Source organism: Paenibacillus sp. strain BS8-2, from assembly GCF_054483835.1.
This window is the reverse complement of record NZ_CM137010.1, coordinates 1,599,368-1,619,547: the sequence shown is the minus strand read 5'-3', so window position 1 is coordinate 1,619,547 and position 20,180 is coordinate 1,599,368. Positions and strand designations below refer to the sequence as shown.

Genomic DNA, 20,180 nt, shown 5'->3' with positions numbered 1-20,180 from the left:
CTCAACAGAAAGGAGGGGCGTAGCCCCTCCTTTCTGTTACAGGTGGTTACGAATCAATTTATCGATACGAACAACGACTTAGCCATTCGATACAAAATTAACATTTATGTTTACTTACTATCAATAAGACGTAATGCGATCGTAATAGCCTCAGCCTGCGTGAGCAAGGCGAACGGCATAAACCGTTGTCCGCTACCCAGTAGCAATTGGGCTTGAACTGTTTCAATAACATCCTCTCTCCCCCAGCTAGGAATGAGATCATCGTCCAGGAAGCCGGGAGTGGTATTCCCACTTCGCGAAGGTTTCAGGTTCCTTGCTCTGGCGAGCATTGCAGCCGTCTCGATGCGCGTTAGTTCCTGATTCGGCCTAAACAACCCATCGGGATAGCCATGGACAACACGGAGGGATATCGCCGCTCGAACCGCTATCAAAGCCCAATCGGGAATGGTTTCATAATCGCTGAATTCATTGATTACCGAAGTCGGGTCATCCTTCCAGTGAAGCGCTTGGTAGAGCAATAGGATGAATTCCGCTCGCGTAATGGGCTTATCAGGATAAAATAGGGAGTCGGCTCCGACGGTTACAATGCCATCCGAAACCGCCCTGCAAATTTGCTCCTTAGCCCAGTGACCATTAATATCGGTATAGGTACAAGCCGGCTGCTTTGTAGGATCGGGCGTTGTAGGTACCGATGGTGCAGGCGTTGGTTCGTTTGGCTCAGGGTTAGGGATATTACCCCCTCCCCCTCCGCCGCCAATAACAATCGGCGTCGTGTCGCTGACGTTAATCGTTAGTAGCTGCGAGGCCCCGGCGCTGAACTGGAACGTAAGCGTTGTTGCTTCGATCGCCAATCCCGCCAAATACGCTTTCTTGAGTTTTACCGTGTTGCCATCTACCGTATAATCCGTATTCTGAACGAGCGGCTTATCCCCATTGGTAATGCCAGCCAACGTATTACCGTTCAGCGTGATGGCCACGTCGACGTCTGCTTGCGCCCCGACTTTTTTATCAAAATCGGCCGTATTCGGGTTGATCGTGCTGTTCTGCGGTGTCGTGTCGCTGACGTTAATCGTTAGTAGCTGCGAGGCCCCGGCGCTGAACTGGAACGTAAGCGTTGTTGCTCCGATCGGCAATCCCGCCAAATACGCTTTCTTGAGTTTTACCGTGTTGCCATCTACCGTATAATCCGTATTCTGAACGAGCGGCTTATCGCCATTGGCAATAGCGGCCAACGTGTTGCCGTTCGGCGTCATTGTTACGTCGACGTCTGCTTGCGCCCCGACTTTTTTATCAAAATCGGCCGTATTCGGGTTGATCGTGCTGTTCTGCGGTGTCGTGTCGCTGACGTTAATCGTTAGTAGCTGCGAGGCCCCGGCGCTGAACTGGAACGTAAGCGTTGTTGCTCCGATCGGCAATCCCGCCAAATACGCTTTCTTGAGTTTTACCGTGTTGCCATCTACCGTATAATCCGTATTCTGAACGAGCGGCTTATCGCCATTGGCAATAGCGGCCAACGTGTTGCCGTTCGGCGTCATTGTTACGTCGACGTCTGCTTGCGCCCCGACTTTTTTATCAAAATCGGCCGTATTCGGGTTGATCGTGCTGTTCTGCGGCGTCGTGTCGCTGACGTTAATCGTTAGTAGCTGCGAGGCCCCTGCGCTGAACTGGAACGTAAGCGTTGTTGCTCCGATCGCCAATCCCGCCAAATACGCTTTCCTGAGGCTTACCGTGTTGCCATCTACCGTATAATCCGTATTCTGAACGAGCAGCTTATCGCCATTGGTGATGCCAGCCAACGTATTACCGTTCAGCGTGAGGGCCACGTCGACGTCTGATTGCGCCCCGACCTTTTTATCAGAATCGGCCGTATTCGGGTTGATCGTGCTATTCTGCGGCGTCGTGTCTTTTATATTCAGCATAAAATCATCCGACGGACCTCCATTGTAAGATAAATTAAATATCATGAATCCAATTGGCAGAGTGCTCATATACTCTTTTTTTATTGTCAAGGTCAACCACCAACCCACTGCAGTATAAGTATAGTCCACGTCCTTAACCAGCAATCTATCCGTCCTAACATACCTAAGAAAACTATTCAATGGCATCACAAGATCGCGTTGATTCGCAGGATTCTTATCGAATTCCACGACTGGTTCATATATAGGCGCGCCACGATTCGTCAAGCTGTCTACGGCGTAAACGGTCAATTTACTCGTTGCTCCCGTGCTATAGGTGACTGTGAAAGTATAAGTCGTATCCTCTGCTCTTAACTTGTAGAAATACTCTTCCTCGATGATGAGTTGACCACCCTCAATCCAATAGTCCTTGTTCTTGACCAATGGAGTAGAAGAGAAATCTGGCATTATCTGTTCAACGGTCGTATCTCCATCTAAGTAAATGTTAACGGAAACATTCGTTTCGGAAGGATTTCTTTTGTCATATTCGTAATAAGGGCCGATACGAGTGGTCGTGTCGATTGTCCGAATAGATAAAGTCTGTGTGGTTCCATCGTTAAAATCAAAGTTTACCAGCGTCGGTTGATCGGTTGGATAAAACAGTGTTCCTGCGAAGCTGTCGAGCGTCTCTGTCTTAAAGGTAACGGTATTCCCCGATACCGTATAATCCAGGCCTGGCCTTTGCAAAAAATTAAAAGGGCCTGCGGTAATTCGTTTGAGCGTAGTGCCATTCAGCGTCATTGTCACCGAAATCTCACTCGGTTTCCCTCTATTGTATATCGCTTCCATCGGACTAATCGTACTGCTACCTTGCGCGGACGCGACGGGGATGCATGGAAATACCCCGCTTACGAGCAAAGCAAACGATAAGATAACTTTCAATAATGCCGACTTGAGAACTCTTAATTGCCGCATCGCCCATCGTCCTTTATAAAGTTATTTAGAATCGATACGTATTGTATCAAGTTAACTGCCACTTTGACGTCGGACATCATTTTTATTTCACCCGTTCTTTTATCCATCACATACACTGTGCCGTTACTGTCTACTGCTATGTCCACCTCAGATGTAAATCCTCCCGATCCGGTGATGTCCACCCATGTTCCCGTTTCCGCGAATGTCACACTCCCGCCTACAACGACCTGAATCATAGGCAGGAACACCAACAAGAAGCTCATCAGCGCTGCAGATATTCTTTTCTTCTGTTTCTCTCTTAAATGTAATCAACCTCTCTTTTATCAAATGTACTTCTTTTACAGACTCACCTTTGCCCGTTCAATTACCATTCCGATATGAAATTCATTATAAATTCAACCACACAAAAAAAAACCTACCTATATAGGTAGGTTAATCAAATAATTTGTGTAGAATGCCCGATTAATCATGGATTCGCAGCTGTTTGGCTCGTTGCACGGCTTGCGTGCGCGTACGCACGCCGAGCTTGCGATAGATGTTCTTCACATGGAACTTCACCGTGTCTATCGTAACTTCCAGTTGATGTGCGATTTCCTTGTAGAGCAACCCTTCTGCGAACAGAAGCAGGACTCGCGTTTCCTGCTCCGTAAGTACGACGCGCGGCAAGGAGGCATACGCGCGGCTGTCGCCAGCAGCCTCAAGAAGCTTCTTGATATATCCCTGAGACACCCCTGAAGTCGCAGCGTTTTGCCGTTCTCTCAGCAGCTCGAGCAGCATCTCCACCATAGGCGGACCTTCGTCAATAAAGCTGCGAACGTAGCCCGCTGGTTCAGAGAGTCGTAAAGCCGATAGGAGAGGAGCAACAGCCGTCGATTCTGGGCGATTGGACTGGCGAAGCACCATGCTTTGCAGGATCAGCAGCTTAATCCGATCTCGCACACGGTTCGTGTTATTCACCAAAACTTCCAGATTCTCTAGTAAGTGCAGCGATTCTGCCATCTGACCGTTCGCGGCTAGAACTCTTACCAGAATCGAATGCTCTTCAAGGCTGCGCAGCGAGACTTCATCCTCATGCGACAGCCCGCATTGCGCCAACCACATGAATGCCCTCTCATCCTGCCCTTGACTCAGGAACAGACGCGCTTTCACCGCCTCTATTCGCTGCATAATCAAATGCCGATCTGGCGATTCGATGGTAGATCCAAGATGCGTGAGCCATTCGATCGCTTGGCTTCCTCTTCCTTCGACATGCTGAAGCCAGGCGTGTACAAGACCAAGATCCATCCAGATTTTCACGTTAGCACGCAAATCTTCCCGACTCATCGCTTGTCTGAGATAAAGTTCCGCTTCATCCAATCGATTCCATTCATACATAAGCATGCAATACGAGACATACTTATACCCGATAAACGGATAATTCGGCTTCTTCTCCCACGCCTTAATCCACCTCAGGAGAAATTTCTCCGCGCCGTGTGGATCTTTGACTAACGATAGCAGACTCATGAATTGATCGTGACCGTCATACTTCTTGCTCCCGATGTGCTGGAACATGCTGCCCTCTGGCGAATAAAAGTCAATACGCTCGAAATTATGCGATGCTCGTGCTAAATCGTGCTGCAGAGAGGCGAGAGTACCACGGAAGAAGTAGAGATCGCTCATCCGCTGCTTCCATTCCGTTTCCGGCATGTTGTCTCGGAGCGCCTTGAATACATGCTCTGCTTGATCGGTCCTTCGCTTTGCCTGCTGCCATTCCCCGTTCATTAGCAATTTGGAGATATAGAACAGCTCGAACATTGGCTTGTCCTCGTAGCTGCTCTTCGGCAGCGATGATAACCATCTGAGCAGCGCATTACCTTTCGTATATACGAGTTCTGGATAATGAAGATCGATGAGTCGAACGGCATCCTCAGCAAGTTCCCCCTTGATGTAATGCTCGATTGCTTCCTCATAAAACCCTTCATTCTCATACCAGGTCGCCGCGCGAATATGGGATTGCCTCCACAATGAAGGATTCTCTCTGACCGCGATCTGCTGCAAGAACTCGGACAACAGATGATGATACCGAAACCAGCGTCTCTCCTCGTCCAGAGGAATGATAAACAGGTTCATCCTCTCCAGCTTTTCCAACTGATTCTGACTGTCCGTTTGTTCCGTTACGGCCTGGCACAACGCCTGGTTCATGCGGCCCAACACAGACGTTACGAGCAGGAACTCCCGCAAGGACGACGACAAATGCTCATAAACCTCTTCTAGCAAATAATCCGAGATATCGCGCTGACGTCCGTTGAATTGGCGGATGGATTCGGCAATATTATCGCTGCGCTTTAGCATGATCGCTGCCAATTGCAGACCGCTCACCCAGCCTTCCGTCTGATGGAATAGCTCAAGCACTTGTTCCTTCGTAAGCGAGAGATGCATGAACTCTCTGAAGAACACAATGCCCTCTGCCAGATCGAACTTCAAATCCTTCCGATTGATCCGATGAAGTTCTCCCTTAGCAAGCAACCTTGCGGTAGGAATCGCGAGTTCGGAGCGGCTTGCGATATAAATATGGAAATGGGGAGGCAAATACTCCAGTAAATATCCTAGTGATTCGTGAATAAGCGGAAGTTCTATCACATGGTAATCGTCCAGAACGATGACCAACTCGCCATTTATAGAGATAAGCTCATAAAGAAGAGCCCTCATGATCGTCTCTTGGGAAGTATCTAATTCCTGAGTCAGTAGATCCGTTATGGATTGGCCAAAAGAAGGAATTCTCGCGCGAATAGCCGCTACCATACAGCTCCAGAACGGCCCCCATTCGTTATCCTGCTTATCTAGCGACACCCATGCGACAGGCGCGCCACATTGCTTCGCCCATTCACTTAGCGCCGTTGATTTCCCATAGCCTGCCTGCGCCGATACGAGTGTCAGCTTAGCGTTCATCCCCTCATTCAGCTTACTAAGTAGCCCAGGCCGGGCAACTAAAGATTGGCGAACATGGGGGATCTGAATTTTAGTCGGTACCACCATGAATATCTCCTCCGATGGGTCTATTCTCCCCCTCTTCAATATAGCACAATCAGATGGCTTAAGAGTCGATACTTCCTGGTCGGAATCGCTATTTCTACTTTTTTGCACACACGAAAAAGCCGACATTCCTATCATTATTTTTGAGCCCGTAGATAATGGTTACTCACGCATCTCCTTGTACCACCTCACGGAATTCCTTGTCGAACCTATCTAGCCGTCACCTTCCCTCATTCCCAATACAAGGAAGCGATACATAGAATATCGATCCCATCTTGCCGTCGCTCTCCGCTCGAACCGTCCCTCCATGCGCTTGTACGAGTTCCCTGCAAATCGCGAGCCCGAGCCCGCTGCCCTCTACTTCCTTCTCAGCGCCCGGACGATCAACCTTGTAATTGCGATTGAAAATTTGCTCGAGCTGCTCTGGAGGAATACCCGTGCCAGAGTCTTGTACGCTAACGATCGCGTAGCGAATATCATTCACTTCTTCTACAGCTAACGCAATTCGCACCAACCCGCCTCTGGAGGTGAACTTCATCGCGTTCGACACTAGATTAAACAACGCCTGCTCTAATCTTTGCGCATCCATCAGGGCAACAGGCAAGTTAGGTCGTTGATCTTCCGTGTCTCCGATATCCAGTATAAAATTGAGCCCTGCATCACGCACAACCAGCTCATATTGTTCAAAAAATCGACGCAAGAAGGGAATTATAGGAACCGGCTCCATTCGGTACGAGACTTGTCCCGTCTCTAGATGTGACAGGAAGCTCAACTCCTCGATCATGCGATTAATCCTTATCGTGTTATCCCGGATATACCTCAGATACTGTTCATCACGTTCCGGCTTGACCCTGTCCTGTACAGCTTCTACATAACCAAGCATGCTGGACAGCGGCATACGCAGATCATGCGTAATATAGGCTAGAAGCTTCTTCCTCCCTTGCTCGGAGTATAGCAGCCGTTCATATGAAGTGCGGAGATCATTATGAGCGGCGGATAAGGCCTGTGTGCGATCCATCACGATCCGCTCCAGGTTGGCATTCATATCCGTCAGATTGTTATTAGCTTCCAGCAGCTCCAGTGTAATTCTCTCTTCGTTCGTTGTCGCCTTCGTAAATCTTGAAGAAAGCAGCATCATCTGTGCGATGGTAAATACCAACTGACCAAGCGGAGACGTATTTCCGATCAGCGACCATCCGTTATAATATAGAAAATCGTTGATTACCATAACTAAAACAAACACCGATACCAGCAGAAAGATCAGCGCTCCGTCTTTACGAAGCACAGCCGCATGGACCAGCCCAACCATAAGATATACCATGTGCAGAACAACGACCATACCGATGACCAGCAACATTTTGGAATAGAGGAGTGCCGGGGTCGTCACAACAACTAAACAGAGCGCGCCGCTTATGACCCGTGTACCATGACGGAACCATCGCGACACATACTTCGGGAACATGCAATCGAAATACAGGGTGAGGATATAACCAACGGTACACAGAATAAGATACTCGATCTTGAACTGCAATTCCCACGGAAGATGAGGAAACCATTGTGTCATCATGTGCTCGCCGACCAGCAAGGATCGGGTACCGACCAACACGGTGAACAGACCAAAATACAACGGCGCCCTGTCCTTGCGTCGCTGCAAGAACAACAACAGATTATATACGCCAATCACCAATAAGCTTGTGGTGATGAACATCTCTGAGGCAATGTGCAAATTTGTTCTGCTTATTAATACATCACTGCCGCCCAGCTCTATATCCTTGGTGATACCGCCTCGCTTATGATGGAAGTTCGCTACCTGCATAACCAGCTCTACGGTGTTGGTGTCAGGCTGGAAGAATACCAGCTTCGTAGCCAACTGTGGAGTCATGTCACTCTTGTTCGGACCAACCACACCGACTTCGGCAAGCAGTTCTCCATTAACCCATAATTTATACGCATGAAATAAGGTAGGCAGTCGCAGAGCAAGCCGCTCGTTTCGGTCCTGCTCGCTAAGCTCGATGACCAGCCGAAAGGTGGCATAGCCTGTACTGTTCAGCTGCTGATTATCTAACCGATAGCCTAGCCAGGAGTTCGGGATGTTGATATATCGGTCAACCTTCTTCCCGCTTTCCGCAAGGCTTTGTACGTCCTCAGGCGTCAGCAGCTCTTGCCAGTAGAACGTCCATTCCCCCTGTAACTTTAGCGAATTCTTACTAACATGAACGTGCGTTAAATCCAGAGTGCCCTCTTCGCTTTGGATCTTGGAGGCGTTCGGTGCAAGCACGATCGCATAGCTTGCGACCAAACCAATAACAACGGCAGCAGCTATATAAAACAAGATAGTACGAGAACGGAATCGGAGAATACCCCTCTTCATGAAGTCGACCCCAATCTACAAGATGCGCTATAAGTAAGTTTATTATCTATATAATACCATCATTATAGGGAAATGTGCCCTGCAAGTATCTCAGAGGCGTTGAACCGAGTATGCATTCGACTTTCACCACCAGGTTATTTCCACTTCCGCACACAAAGCAGAACAGCCTACTCCGATCGGAGAAGGCTGTTCTGCTGAGCTGGACTGTCGAATGTGCTTACAACGCACTTTTGACAACCAGCATATATCCGCTCCCCCGAATCGTAGTGATTCTCTCAGGATTGGCGGGGTCGGCCTCGATTTTTTTGCGCAAGTTACTGATGTGTACAGCGACCGTTCTCGTGTCCTCCAGGCTGTCCATTCCCCAGACGAGCTGGAACAACGCATCGACACTGACGACACGGTTAGCGTTTTGTGCCATATAGGACAGTAGACTAAACTCTTTTTTCGATAAAAAGATGGTTTCACTGCCCATGTTGACGGACTGAGCGTAGAAATCCAGCGTCAGACCGGGTAGCTCCAGCAGTTGTTCTCTTCTGCCCGTCGACACTCTGCGAAGATGAGCCTTAATCTTGGCCATGAGCACACCTGGACTGAACGGCTTGGTCACATAATCGTCGCCGCCATAGGATAATGCGCTGATTTTCACCTCGTCTTCCTCACGGCTGCTCAGAAACACGATCGGTGCATTCGTGATTCTGCGTGCGTTCATACACCAATCAATTCCGTTTTCATTAGCCAGCATTACATCTAGCACAATCAAATCCGGCTCGAAAGACACAAGCAGCTTCATGGCTTCGGTCCCGTTATGACTGCAGGAGGATCGGAAGCCTTCCCGCTCGCAATATACCTGAACAATCTCGCATATATGGGGATCATCATCGACGATCATAATTTTGTAGGTGTCCATCACGTCATCACCTTCATTCTGAGCTAGCACGATTTCCCTACTAATCGCGAGCCCGAGTCTGCGTCGGTTACTTGGACGATCTTAATACCCATTATACACAGTTGCTTCATCTCGAGCGCAAACTTAAATTTTTCTTTGAACTTCAACAATGGGCTAATCTACCATGCTAATATCCAAGGAGGAAAATCACTGGCATTGGGCGGAACAACAGCTGGAAGATTGGGTTAGCAAAGGGCTCATTAAGGGGTATGCCGATGGTTCCTATAAGCCGGATAACGCCATCACAAGAGCAGAATTCATGACTCTGATGAACCGAGCGTTCGAGTTGAATGACAAGTCAGAAGTAACAGCTAAAGATGTCGATTCGCAAGGTTGGGAATACGAGCAGGTCGCAATCGCTTTGGATGCTGGATATATTAGCGGCTTTAGCGATGGCACGATGAGAACAGGTAATAAGATCACACGCCAGGAAGCGGCTGTGATGATTGCTAAGCTGTTGAAGCTGGACACTTCCGCGAGTGCCGATTGGAGCAAATATAAAGACGCCGCACAAGTGCCTGATTGGAGCAAAGCAATGATTGGTGCAGTCGTTGCTAATGGGATATATAACGGTTATGACAATAGTACGCTTGGATACGATAAAAGCATGACCCGCGCCGAGGCGATCGTCATGCTTGACCGTGCGCTGGGCGTCAAAGTCGCAATCGCGTACGATAAAGCATGCGTATACGGACCTGAAACTGGCCATGGGACGATCATTGGCGACGTTCTACTTAACGCTAGCAGAGTGTCGCTAAGAAACGTTACGATCAAAGGCAATCTAACGTTTGGCGAGGGGATTGGCGAAGGCGAAGCCCTGATTCAAGGCGTTAAAGTGAGTGGAGATACGCTCATTCGCGGCGGAGGCATAAATGCCATCTCTATCGTAGATTCGACTCTTGGCGTGGTTGAAGTGAATAAGCCCTCTGGCGATGTGAGAGTCGCAATCGATGATCAGAGTGACGATTGCGGCAAACAATGTAACATTAATGGGTAACGTAATCCAAGCCAATGTGACCGGCGACAATTCACAGCTGAATGTATCAGGCACAGTAGATACCCTTAATGTTTCCGGTAATAATTATGGGATCAACATAGGCGGCGACGTTAATAGCGCTACTATTCAAGGGAACAATACGCAACTCGAGCTTGGCGGGACAACCAATACCCTCAATCTTCTCGGGGACAATAACCGAATTTCGAGTTTAAGTGAGATCAATACCTTTACCGTCTCTAGCAGCTCGTCCATTTTCCTGATTATAAGCCTCTTCCGTACATTGATGGACTAACTTCGATTAATACTGCTTCGTCTTCGAATGTATGGACAGGTATTAGTGAGCTGATTTTTATGAAAGCAGGTATTACAGGCGTAACGACATCCAATGTATCGGCTGTCGTAGCTGCGCTGCAAGCGGACGGTACGGCACCATGGACGCTTTCAGAAATTCAAACCATCGTCAATGCGGTTATTGACGATATGACAACAAGCATTCCTGACCCGATCTTGACGGATCTGACATCCAATCCGGCCAATGTTATGTTGACGGTAGCCTGTGAAACATGGGCGCTCGCCATTACGGCCAACTTCGATGACGACACATCGCTGGTCGTAACCGGAGAGGCGCAATATGCGAGCAACGACACAAGTGTCGCAACGGTCAGTGCTGGGGGTATCGTGAGAGCTGTCGCGAACGGAACCACGAACATCGTCGTAACCTATGACGGTTTAACCAAGATCGTACCAGTAATAGTAACGGCATCGCGTCAATTGGAGTTCATCTACACCTCGTTTTCATCCGTCTCATTATCAGTAGGAGCATCAACTAACATCTCAGTCTTCGCATACTTTGACGACGAATCGGCGGAAGACGCGACCGCTTGGGCGACGTTTGAAATTGAAGATCCGGACTTAGCCACAATCGATGCCAATGGCTATCTTACGGCGCTCAAACCGGGCAGAACTAAAATTAAAGAATTTATTACAGACGAACTCATTATATGGGAATAGCCCGCCCTGTCAGCCTCCGATTCCATCGAGGGCTTTCTTTTTTTGCTAACATCTGTGTGATAGTAAGAAGTTCATCGTCTCGCTCGCGAGGACACTGAACTAAAGAAGGGATTGAGAATCTGGCAGCGCCAGGGGTCATTAACGGCTACACGGACGATACGTTCAAGTCGAATCAGACGGTTACACGTGAAAATGTGCTGGCGAATTGCCCAGAGTCGAAGCGTCGGTGGAAGTCATTTATGATACGGTTCACCGTATCACTCCAAACCCTAAAACGCCATAGTAACGTTTACAGACGCCATGTATAACTAATCCACTTGGAGTTTGTCTTACTACGACTGACAAGACAGCCTTGATCATCTTCACATATCATTACAAAGTCATGTGACTTCTCTCGTCGTTGTCCAAACTCTTCAACTTGTAATTTTACGGAGATAGTCGTATTTGAAAAACCTACATCATTAATAGATACAAACTCATATGAAATTAATAATTGACTTTTAAAGTGCTCTCGTACCTTTAGTGGTGCTTTTTTAATATCAAAGTCATTTTACCGTAGTTTTTTTGCACCCAGTATCCTAGAAATTGATTCAATGCAAATTCAGGAGTACCTTGCATAAATAAATCGTGATTCAGAGAAATGGACTCCCGTGGCTTCCAGTTTTCAATCTCTTCCTTAAAGCTTTGCGCTTCTTGTACCTTTTCGAGAATATCTAATAATGAATCTTCAGGCTTGTCCTCTGGGGCTGTAGTTTCTCCTCGTTCCACCTTCGTAGCCCACTCACCTACAGCAAAAAGAAGTGCCCATGTTTTCGCAGCCACAACTTCATTATCGTAGCCGAGGTCTGTCCCATGCAAAATTCCATTTCGATATGGAAGAGTAATCGACTCACTTGTCGTCTTTCGACGACCTTTACGAATAATTCTTACTAGCTTTCCTAACCCCTGACTGTGAGCAGCAATGGAATCCCAAGCTTCTAGATTAGTTGAACCTGCAGAGATTCCCCTATGATCCTCATGAAGTTCATTTACAAGGCCATCCATTAAAGCCAATACAACTGGAACACATGCATGATACCGTTTCTCTTCATAATCGATTAATGCTTTAAATGCTAGTGCCATTCTTGGGCGAAAAGCTTTTATTGAGTTAAGACGATTTAACTGGAACCGTACACTCTCAACATCATAATATCGTACGAGCAGTTCCAATCCTGCCTTAAAATTACCCACCTCGGCTTCTAATACCGCTTCCTTCGCGACCTCAAAGCTCATCATGCTATACATTATCCATCCATGATCAGCAAAAAAATTATTAAATCTGTCTGGTATTCTAACAAACTCACTTGTTTGTTTAGAAATTTCATCTACATTTTGTAATGCGTCGTCCATCTTATCAACGTCGACACCGAACTCCTTAAAAAGAGGTCCTAAAATTGGCATAGCCTGTTTCATTTGCACCATACTAGTTGCAGTGGTTGACAGTTCATTCATACTTGCAATGTCACGAAGACGCTTTTTGCCTTGTCTCTTTGGTCTTTTCTTGGGCATTTATTTCACTCCTCGTCAGAAACTCCGTTGCCACTTTGCTCGAATTGACGTTCTTAGCAATGCTTTCTATTGCTCGATTTTTTTAGCAAGCCTCGCCAAAAGCAGTAGCTGCAAGTCGAGCTTGTCCGTTTGCCGACTAACGTATGGCGGTACAACCTCTTCACTGATAAGACGTCTGAGGTGATAGTCGACCCGTTCAGCTCTGAAATACGGATTGTTTAGATACTCGAATACCTTTTCCAGATCGTAGTGAAGCCCTTTGAACTTAGGGGATCTCGAATGAAGAAGGTGTCCATGCGCCATACCATCTTCACCGAAGGTCATGGTCTGGAACGCTTCGAACAGCCCATCGACCAATACATGCAGTGATTTCAGATACTTGGCTACTTCTTGCCGTTCCTGCTCGGGGAAGTCCTGCGGAGCCGTGAATAGCTCGATCAGCGTCTGGATGTCATGATGATACCCCTCACCGTCACCAATCCGAATGCTGTTCTCCTTCAATAACACTTTGAGCTGATCGACAACATCAAGTGTGGCTTCGATCTCACGCTGCCGCTGCTCCTCGAAAAAGATACCCTTCTTTTTCTCAATTACGCTTACCACATTCGATAAGAGGGAGTATCGCATGACGGTATACTCATGAATTTTGGCGAAACTCATTGAGAAGCGAATTGGCTGCACTACATCGGGATTATTGCTGTAAAGATAAACCGTGTAGTCTCCTTCACCCCCAACATCGCTAGACCAAGAAGCGAAGTACTTGTCGGTACTTTTCCTGTCAGGCATAGTTCCGTCAGCACTTCGTAAATCGACTGGATGCGCCCCAAAGCATGCCCGAATCTGCGCGAAATACGCATCGTCTGGAACTGCTGCATTGAATACCGAATCGTCCTTCTTTAGTGGGTGTTCCATCTCGAAAACACGATAGAGCTGCTCGATGGATTGAAGGACAAGATCATATGTCGTAATCAGCTGCAGAACATTCAATGAGCGAACATCGTCATCAGAGTGGTTGAGGTCGATGTACGGCAAACCGTTCACGCTGACGGAGAGCCAATCCTTCGCAGAACAGATCAGGCTCCATAGGTTCTTGCCGTTGTAGTTGCTGTATGAGTTAATCAAGTAATCGTCATGATCGCTTACGGCTTGCTTGAATTGATCAAGCAAAGAGCTACCGAGAATATATGGGTGCATGCTTTACCCCCGTTCGACAATGGATACATCAATTCTAGCTCAAATACCCGTTTTCAACTACATTCCTGCTTTGGAGGTGGATGCTGAAAATTAAATACCCCATGTGCCCTTCTGCACATGGGGTGATTTGACGCCACTTGTTTTACTATATGTGAACCAAATGTTTAAATTAATCCGCAATCTTTTAGAATTTTCTCGATTGACTCGTGAATAGTGAGCGAAGGATTATCTCTAAAATACTTAAAACCTTTGTATTGCAGTACTTGTAGACTGTCCTCTGTGTTCCTCTGCATAATAGTCTTCGATCTTTGTATTGCTTCCTTTACATTATCCAACGTTAGTTTTCGAAGCATCCGCTTGAAGTTGGCTTCTTCCTTATAAGTACTCAGCTCAGAGAACTTCTCTTCAAATGCACTGTTGACGTGTCGAAGATAATGGGAACGATGCTCGGTATATGCGTTAAAGTTGTTCTTATGCAGAGCAATCCAGAGTTCAAAGGTCAGATTACTGTAACCCAACAGATACTTTATCTGTTTCCCCTTGATACTGTTAGCCTCTTTGAGCTTATCCAAGGTTTCAAGAAACTGTTTAACATGCACCGGTTCATGACTTTCGTAGTCAAACAAGTGAGTGACTTCCACTTTAGAGATGTTAGGGAGACTTTTTGCGTACTTAAACGGATTCTTCTCTATCTTGCTCTTTATCGATACCTTAATATTGGATTCTGGCTTAGCATCTAGGGTAGCGTTAATTTCGTTCTCAAGCCAATCTAGATACCATTTCTCGGTTTCACCTTCTACAGTGTAAATGTACTGCTTATTATCCTTCCGATTCGGAGCCATCTTCGATCAACTCACCCCTGCTTTCCAATAGGTTTTCAAACACAGAGGTAAAATCGATATCCTTAATCGCCCCGTACTGGTTAATGAAATAATTCTTCATGTACTCCCCGCCGTTCCTTACCCCGTTCCTTCCAGAAGTTCCGAAGTCGGAAAGCGAGTAATGAGTACTGCAGAAGGTATCATCATCGCGCTCTACAAACTTGATCTCATCCCTCCTAAACAAATTAGAGTTGAGGAAGATCGGGTTATGAGTATTAAAGATCAGCTGCGCTTTTTTCTTATTTACCTCATCGTTGTGGAAGATGTTCACGATACTCATTAAAGCCATTGGATGCAGGGAAGCATCAAACTCATCGATAACCAAAGTACCTCCACTGACCAATGCACTCATTATGATCGGAAACATATTGACGAAGCGAATTGTTCCATATGATTCAAACACTTCCGCCTGCACGGGTGTATTACCATCCTCACCACCTACAAGTGAAACCAGGTTCGGTTCAGAATCATCATCATGAGCGAGATACCCCAACGCATTAGAGTTAATCCCAAAGATACGGGCAGCTTCATTGATGGTTGAGTTGATGTAGATTGTTGCTTTCTTCGAGCTTAGAGGCAAGGATTGAAGCGAGTCCGCCCGACAAAAGACCATGAACTTATCTTCAAGCCAACCCCTAATAATATCAGTTAGTTCTGAACTAAACATTGCTTTAAAACCATTCATCAAAAACAACTCTGATGGTTTCAAATTATTCTTTGCCAAGTTAAATAGGCTGCTCTCATTTCCTTCAAACCCAATAATCGCGTACTTCTTAATAACATGCATATCACCAAATTCTAACAAAGGATCTCTGGAAAAAACCATTTTCTCATTAATACTGAATGTCTCAGATATGACTTTACGCTTATAATCCTCATCAAGGAAACTTCCCAAATCTAAAGACACCTTATATTCAACCAGTAAACCCGCTGTAATAAACTTCATTTCAAAATCAACTGGTGTTTTCTTTGGTGCTGTACGATTAGGAATCAACTCTAAATGGCCCGCGGCAGGGTTAGCTTTCGATTTACTGTCTCCGTTCCTAATATGTCCTCTTAAGATAATGTTCTTTAGGACATCCATTGCTCCAATAATATTGGTTTTTCCTGAAGCATTTGGACCGTAAATGACTGCCGAACTCAAACCCTTATATTCCTTGGAACCGATTTTCTCCTTCAAGATGCTGTAATCCAGACCTTTTTGTTTAGGTGCAGGAGTCATCGAAAATACAAGTTCTTCTTTAAAGGATTTAAAGTTTTTTGCTCGAAACTCAAGTAGCATAATAATACCTCCATTTTGCAGTATTTTCGCAAAATTATACTCTTACTATATGCTTCAGCTTAGCCAAAAGTCAAACTATCTATTCAATTTTGCAGAAAAATTGAAAAATCATGAATTAGTTTTAGCCATCTCCTAAAGGACTTGACTCTTGGTTGGTTATTATCAATAAACAAACTATGAATTAACATTTCTATCAAAAATGGTGATCTCGTTATGGAGATCACCATTTTTTTGAATAATCAAGTTTTATAGCTAAGACAATGCCCTTATTCATTATTAAACCTGAATTACGAAAGTAGCCTTGTCTAGAAAATAGAAAAAGCGCCCCAATCTTTGGTAGAATGGTGTTTGTCGGAACAACATCACCCAAAGAGAGGAGCACCCATAAGGTGAAGTCTAACACAAAAATCACGAACTTGAAAACGGAATTTTCTATGAGAAATGCAACAAATTTTGCAGGCAGCAAGGTGGTCCTGGCCTTTCTCGAAACAATTGGCTTGGGCGAGGCTTTTCAGACCCTGGGTCTTTCAAAAGCAGCCAATGCTTTATTCCCTACCCATCGCATCCTTCAGTATCTCATAATAGGCTGGTTGCTCGGATGCGAACGTCTCTTTCATTTTAAATTGCTGCAGCAGGATGCTCTTATTCGTCATGCACTTGGCGGCCGCTTGCCTCATCATACGTTATTGAACAAGGAGTTGCTTCGCTTTGGCAAGTCACAGGAATCCTTCTTACCTAACTTGCGCGCGCTCAACTTCGACATCATTGCTCCGGCGCTTCCCGAACGTTCCATTCTCGATTTGGATTCATCCGTAGAAACCGTTTATGGTCATCAACAAGGCGCCGCTGTTGGCGTCAACAGTCATAAGCGAGGACGTAAGAGCTATCATCCCCTTCTCGTCTTTGAAGGACAATCACGGCTTCTCGTTAATGCCATGCTCCGATCAGGTAACACAAGCAGCTCCACGGATGTCCTTCCGTTTGCTGAGCAAACGCTCCAACTGTTGAGTGAACGAAAAATTAGTCATGTCCGATTCGACAAGGGCTTTGGCGGCGAAGACTTTTATGCGTTCTGGGAATTCAAGTCCATCGGCTATGTCGGCAAGCTGAAATGGACGAACCGTCTCGCCGAGCAAGTACATGCATGCGAGCACTGGACTCGTTTCGTCGATGATGAGGATTGGATCATCGAAGGCGTCGTCCTGTATTACAAAGCTACAACTTGGGACAAGACAAGGCGTGTGGCTGTTATTCGTAAGATGCAGCGATATGCGGACGATCATCCTCAGCTTGAACTGGACCTTCTCTGGCAGTATGAAGCAATGGTAACCACTGAGGCGTGGGAGGCCATTGATGTATGGCGCTTCTACAACCAGCGTTGCTGCATGGAGAACTACATCAAGGAAGGCAAAAATGGCTTCGCGATTCATCGTATTCCGACACAGTCGTTTGCTGCCAACGAGATTGACCTTCTGCTTAAGCTTTTGGCTTACAATCTGTTTGAACGTTTCAAACTACAATGCTGCGATCCGATTCATCGATCGTTTACCATCCAACGCTTTCGCAGAGAGTTCATTCATTGTGCAGGCGTGCTCGTACGAAGCGGTCGCCAGTTGACCTTAAAGTTGGCGGAAGCGTTCCAAAACCGATGGGCGTGGCTGCAAATGGAACGAAAAAGTATTTTACTGGAATAATGAATAATCCCATAATTAGTCTTGGAAAATGCCGTTGCCTCTTCATGTGGGGAAGGGGAGTTTGCAGCCTTTTTTCGAGAACAAACCGAATTTCGATAAAATCAATACCCACACATGGAACTTATTCCCTGTTTGTCCCATGTCAAAATCTTAATTCTATAGGCTTTCGTAATTCAGGTTAAACTAAATCCTACTCGGTCTACAAGATTGGAAATAATAGTTTTAGGATTACTTGTGGTACGGTTCACCGCGCTGTCTGTAACGGCAAGTTTTAGGGCCATCCTATGCAGGATGGCCCGTTCTTTGAGAGGCGATTCCGTTAAAGTAATGAATTTTCCACTGGGCTCTCATTACACATTTTGTCCGATATTTTGAGATATCGCCCTTACCATTTTACTAAAGACATCTTCCCAGTCTAGATTCACATTTTCAATGATATAGGTTGGGAAAGGAAGCGTATCAAGCAACCTCTTTTCGATCCGCTTGCGGTTCTCCATAAACCCAATATTCTTTTCCGTGGCAAAATGAGGTTTTGAACGGATGGAGGAAATCCAAACCTGCTGCTCCCGCACACTCGGCTGAGTTAAATAAATCAACGATGGATTCATGGCAGCGATCTGATCGGCGATTCCATGAATATGCTGCTCGATTTGACGATCAGTAGCTTGATAATGTTTTAGCAAATCATGAATCTGATGCTGAAAGAACACCGCTTCGAGTACATATACCTTCTCAGAAGTGCTAGCAAGCTCCGCAAAACGTGCCCACTGTCGCTGGATCGAATACGTAAATTCCGACAGCGAGGCTATGGGCGAATCCGTCCAGCATAGCTCACGAGACTTCAGCTCGGAATAGAGCTCATTCAACTCGTTAAATTCCTTTACCCCACGATAAGGAAGCAAATAATTGCAACCATCCTTCATAGCCCTTGAACGGATTCCGTTAGCTGTGTTCGGAAAACGTTCGAGAAGTTCCTTAAACTCCTCTTCTCGAAAGAAAGCGTGCCAATTCAAGCTCGCCGGATGCCCCTCGGCACCCTCATCAAAAAAACTGGATGAGATACCTTGTTGAAAGAGGTAGCAATGCAATCGTTCAGCTAACGTCGATTTGCCCGTGCCACACAACCCTTCAACCAAGATCAATTTGCAATCCTTTCGCATTCGATTTACTCCTAACCATAAGAAGCTTTTTAATGTTTAAACTATCCTACCTGGTACTTTAAAAGCGATTCAAGCAAAATTTGGGACATATATTATATTCGTGACTTAGAACCAAGACCCCTTGTCGAGGGGTCATTTTCTTTTTCAGGAGGTATGTAAGAATGAGGATCATTAAGGCACAGCAGGACTTTGACATCCTGCGCCGCGTTGGAGTTCTTCCGGAGGCACTCCTCGATCAGGTCGAGAACTACTTCAATCAACTAAGGGTTGAACAGGAGGACGTAAATAGTAGCGAGTTTCGCCTGAGCGAGTGCGGCTACATCGTCGTTCTGGAATCAGGAGACAACATCCGTGACCTCGGCATCGTCGGATTGAGCCGCGAAGACGGCGGTCTGCTAGGGAGCTGCCCCGAATACGTCGAACTTGTCGACGTATTCGGACTCCAGACGTACAAAGTCGCGGTGCTGTATGACAACGACTACCTGATGACGTTCTTCACGCAGGTCGGAGCGCACGGCGAGGAGGTAGAACAATGGCTGAAAGACCAAGCGGAAAGAAGCTGACGGCAAACGAACTGGTTCTCCAGAAACTGAAAGAAACGTTCGAGCGGAACGGAAACGTCACGTCCGACTGCAACGGGACAAATGTCTGGGTCATGCTCGTAGCGGCGGAACCTCTCTCCGATCTTCTTGTAGAGAACCTCCCCTACCCACTGACCGGCCAAAAGCCGACGCACCGCATCCGCATCGTCCTGCGAACTACAGATGCCCAAGCAGGAACGAACCCCTACGTTGACGGCTCTGACTTCTTCCTCGCCGTTAACGAGCAGCAACAGACGGCGGACTTTGTTTGGGAAGACGAAAGCTTCGGGGATGCCCCTCTTTTTCACGGAGGAGACGTTGCTAGCGCCTCCCTTTGGGTGAAGGAACTTAGCGAGCCGTTCCACGTACAACTCGAAGACCCGTTCTTGACCCGTGAGTAAAAAGTGCAACTTTCTCCAAACCCAGCCCCGAAACGTTCCGCCCTACCGTACTTCCAAGCGACACAAGGGTTTTTAGCCGCTCTCAACTTGCACTTTGATGTTCTTCTGGTGCCCTGTAGCCAAAACAAAAATTGTCACCGCGGTGTTGTCCCACCTGAACCAAACCAGAGTGCCACAAACGTCTGTCACGGTACGGTACGAAAGCGCTGTACTTGACACCCTTCCAAGC

At 46.6% G+C, this 20,180-nt stretch carries 17 protein-coding genes; 7 read left to right on the top strand and 10 right to left on the bottom strand.

The window, feature by feature from the left end:
* Positions 1–110: 110 nt before the first annotated feature.
* The 5 genes from ACX1C1_RS07160 to ACX1C1_RS07140 all read right to left on the bottom strand — a co-directional run bounded on the left by ACX1C1_RS07160 (position 111) and on the right by ACX1C1_RS07140 (position 9,163).
* Positions 111–2,870, bottom strand: coding sequence for a X2-like carbohydrate binding domain-containing protein (locus ACX1C1_RS07160; RefSeq protein WP_458956424.1), 2,760 nt, complete (start codon positions 2,868–2,870; stop codon positions 111–113).
* Positions 2,858–3,106 (bottom strand): hypothetical protein, encoded by a 249-nt coding sequence (locus ACX1C1_RS07155; RefSeq protein WP_458956423.1) that lies wholly within the window; start codon positions 3,104–3,106, stop codon positions 2,858–2,860. The genes ACX1C1_RS07160 and ACX1C1_RS07155 overlap by 13 nt, the downstream gene beginning before the upstream one ends.
* A gap of 226 nt (positions 3,107–3,332) precedes the next feature.
* Entirely contained in the window at positions 3,333–5,885 is a 2,553-nt protein-coding gene (locus tag ACX1C1_RS07150) for a LuxR C-terminal-related transcriptional regulator (RefSeq protein WP_458956422.1), read from the bottom strand.
* A gap of 217 nt (positions 5,886–6,102) precedes the next feature.
* Positions 6,103–8,253, bottom strand: a complete 2,151-nt coding sequence (locus ACX1C1_RS07145) for a sensor histidine kinase (RefSeq protein WP_458956421.1) — start codon at positions 8,251–8,253, stop codon at positions 6,103–6,105.
* Positions 8,254–8,470: 217 nt separating this feature from the next.
* Positions 8,471–9,163 (bottom strand): response regulator transcription factor, encoded by a 693-nt coding sequence (locus tag ACX1C1_RS07140; RefSeq protein ID WP_458956420.1) that lies wholly within the window; start codon positions 9,161–9,163, stop codon positions 8,471–8,473.
* A 163-nt stretch (positions 9,164–9,326) separates the two neighbouring features.
* On the opposite strand from ACX1C1_RS07140, the gene ACX1C1_RS07135 reads away from it, so the two are divergent.
* From ACX1C1_RS07135 to ACX1C1_RS07120, 4 genes are all read left to right on the top strand, one after another.
* Complete coding sequence (locus ACX1C1_RS07135) at positions 9,327–10,199, top strand: S-layer homology domain-containing protein (RefSeq protein WP_458956419.1); 873 nt, start codon at positions 9,327–9,329, stop codon at positions 10,197–10,199.
* Positions 10,153–10,491, top strand: a complete 339-nt coding sequence (locus tag ACX1C1_RS07130; protein ID WP_458956418.1) for a hypothetical protein — start codon at positions 10,153–10,155, stop codon at positions 10,489–10,491. The genes ACX1C1_RS07135 and ACX1C1_RS07130 overlap by 47 nt, the downstream gene beginning before the upstream one ends.
* A gap of 59 nt (positions 10,492–10,550) precedes the next feature.
* A complete protein-coding gene (locus ACX1C1_RS07125; protein ID WP_458956417.1) occupies positions 10,551–11,210 on the top strand; it encodes an Ig-like domain-containing protein in 660 nt (219 codons plus the stop codon).
* Positions 11,211–11,320: 110 nt separating this feature from the next.
* A complete protein-coding gene (locus ACX1C1_RS07120) occupies positions 11,321–11,518 on the top strand; it encodes an S-layer homology domain-containing protein (protein WP_458957614.1) in 198 nt (65 codons plus the stop codon).
* Positions 11,519–11,729: 211 nt separating this feature from the next.
* On the opposite strand, the gene ACX1C1_RS07115 is transcribed toward ACX1C1_RS07120, so the two are convergent.
* The 4 genes from ACX1C1_RS07115 to ACX1C1_RS07100 all read right to left on the bottom strand — a co-directional run bounded on the left by ACX1C1_RS07115 (position 11,730) and on the right by ACX1C1_RS07100 (position 16,115).
* Complete coding sequence (locus ACX1C1_RS07115; protein WP_458956416.1) at positions 11,730–12,758, bottom strand: hypothetical protein; 1,029 nt, start codon at positions 12,756–12,758, stop codon at positions 11,730–11,732.
* Positions 12,759–12,824: 66 nt separating this feature from the next.
* A complete protein-coding gene (locus tag ACX1C1_RS07110; protein WP_458956415.1) occupies positions 12,825–13,952 on the bottom strand; it encodes a hypothetical protein in 1,128 nt (375 codons plus the stop codon).
* A gap of 164 nt (positions 13,953–14,116) precedes the next feature.
* Positions 14,117–14,794: an RloB family protein gene (locus tag ACX1C1_RS07105; RefSeq protein WP_458956414.1), complete on the bottom strand. Its 678-nt coding sequence runs from the start codon at positions 14,792–14,794 to the stop codon at positions 14,117–14,119.
* Positions 14,772–16,115: an AAA family ATPase gene (locus ACX1C1_RS07100; protein WP_458956413.1), complete on the bottom strand. Its 1,344-nt coding sequence runs from the start codon at positions 16,113–16,115 to the stop codon at positions 14,772–14,774. The genes ACX1C1_RS07105 and ACX1C1_RS07100 overlap by 23 nt, the downstream gene beginning before the upstream one ends.
* 389 nt (positions 16,116–16,504) lie before the next feature.
* Between ACX1C1_RS07100 and ACX1C1_RS07095 the strand changes: the two genes are divergently transcribed.
* The gene (locus ACX1C1_RS07095) at positions 16,505–17,809 is read left to right on the top strand and encodes an IS1380 family transposase (RefSeq protein WP_458953874.1); all 1,305 of its coding nucleotides are present in this window, start codon (positions 16,505–16,507) and stop codon (positions 17,807–17,809) included.
* Between the two features lie 350 nt (positions 17,810–18,159).
* On the opposite strand, the gene ACX1C1_RS07090 is transcribed toward ACX1C1_RS07095, so the two are convergent.
* On the bottom strand, positions 18,160–18,969 hold the full coding sequence (locus ACX1C1_RS07090) for a P-loop NTPase family protein (RefSeq protein WP_458956412.1): 810 nt from the start codon (positions 18,967–18,969) through the stop codon (positions 18,160–18,162).
* Positions 18,970–19,130: 161 nt separating this feature from the next.
* Between ACX1C1_RS07090 and ACX1C1_RS07085 the strand changes: the two genes are divergently transcribed.
* On the top strand, positions 19,131–19,532 hold the full coding sequence (locus tag ACX1C1_RS07085; protein ID WP_458956411.1) for a hypothetical protein: 402 nt from the start codon (positions 19,131–19,133) through the stop codon (positions 19,530–19,532).
* Complete coding sequence (locus ACX1C1_RS07080; protein ID WP_458956410.1) at positions 19,502–19,951, top strand: hypothetical protein; 450 nt, start codon at positions 19,502–19,504, stop codon at positions 19,949–19,951. The genes ACX1C1_RS07085 and ACX1C1_RS07080 overlap by 31 nt, the downstream gene beginning before the upstream one ends.
* Positions 19,952–20,180 lie beyond the last annotated feature (229 nt).

Excerpts from the sequence above, each read along its gene's own strand:
- ACX1C1_RS07090 (WP_458956412.1), bottom strand. The coding sequence starts at position 18,969 with ATGCGAAAGGATTGCAAATTGATCTTGGTTGAAGGGTTGTGTGGCACG.
- ACX1C1_RS07125 (WP_458956417.1), top strand. The coding sequence starts at position 10,551 with ATGAAAGCAGGTATTACAGGCGTAACGACATCCAATGTATCGGCTGTC.
- ACX1C1_RS07150 (WP_458956422.1), bottom strand. The coding sequence starts at position 5,885 with ATGGTGGTACCGACTAAAATTCAGATCCCCCATGTTCGCCAATCTTTA.
- ACX1C1_RS07080 (WP_458956410.1), top strand. The coding sequence starts at position 19,502 with ATGGCTGAAAGACCAAGCGGAAAGAAGCTGACGGCAAACGAACTGGTT.
- ACX1C1_RS07115 (WP_458956416.1), bottom strand. The coding sequence starts at position 12,758 with ATGCCCAAGAAAAGACCAAAGAGACAAGGCAAAAAGCGTCTTCGTGAC.
- ACX1C1_RS07130 (WP_458956418.1), top strand. The coding sequence starts at position 10,153 with ATGATCAGAGTGACGATTGCGGCAAACAATGTAACATTAATGGGTAAC.
- ACX1C1_RS07155 (WP_458956423.1), bottom strand. The coding sequence starts at position 3,106 with ATGATTCAGGTCGTTGTAGGCGGGAGTGTGACATTCGCGGAAACGGGA.
- ACX1C1_RS07160 (WP_458956424.1), bottom strand. The coding sequence starts at position 2,870 with ATGCGGCAATTAAGAGTTCTCAAGTCGGCATTATTGAAAGTTATCTTA.
- ACX1C1_RS07100 (WP_458956413.1), bottom strand. The coding sequence starts at position 16,115 with ATGCTACTTGAGTTTCGAGCAAAAAACTTTAAATCCTTTAAAGAAGAA.
- ACX1C1_RS07085 (WP_458956411.1), top strand. The coding sequence starts at position 19,131 with ATGAGGATCATTAAGGCACAGCAGGACTTTGACATCCTGCGCCGCGTT.
- ACX1C1_RS07105 (WP_458956414.1), bottom strand. The coding sequence starts at position 14,794 with ATGGCTCCGAATCGGAAGGATAATAAGCAGTACATTTACACTGTAGAA.
- ACX1C1_RS07145 (WP_458956421.1), bottom strand. The coding sequence starts at position 8,253 with ATGAAGAGGGGTATTCTCCGATTCCGTTCTCGTACTATCTTGTTTTAT.
- ACX1C1_RS07110 (WP_458956415.1), bottom strand. The coding sequence starts at position 13,952 with ATGCACCCATATATTCTCGGTAGCTCTTTGCTTGATCAATTCAAGCAA.
- ACX1C1_RS07135 (WP_458956419.1), top strand. The coding sequence starts at position 9,327 with ATGCTAATATCCAAGGAGGAAAATCACTGGCATTGGGCGGAACAACAG.
- ACX1C1_RS07140 (WP_458956420.1), bottom strand. The coding sequence starts at position 9,163 with ATGGACACCTACAAAATTATGATCGTCGATGATGATCCCCATATATGC.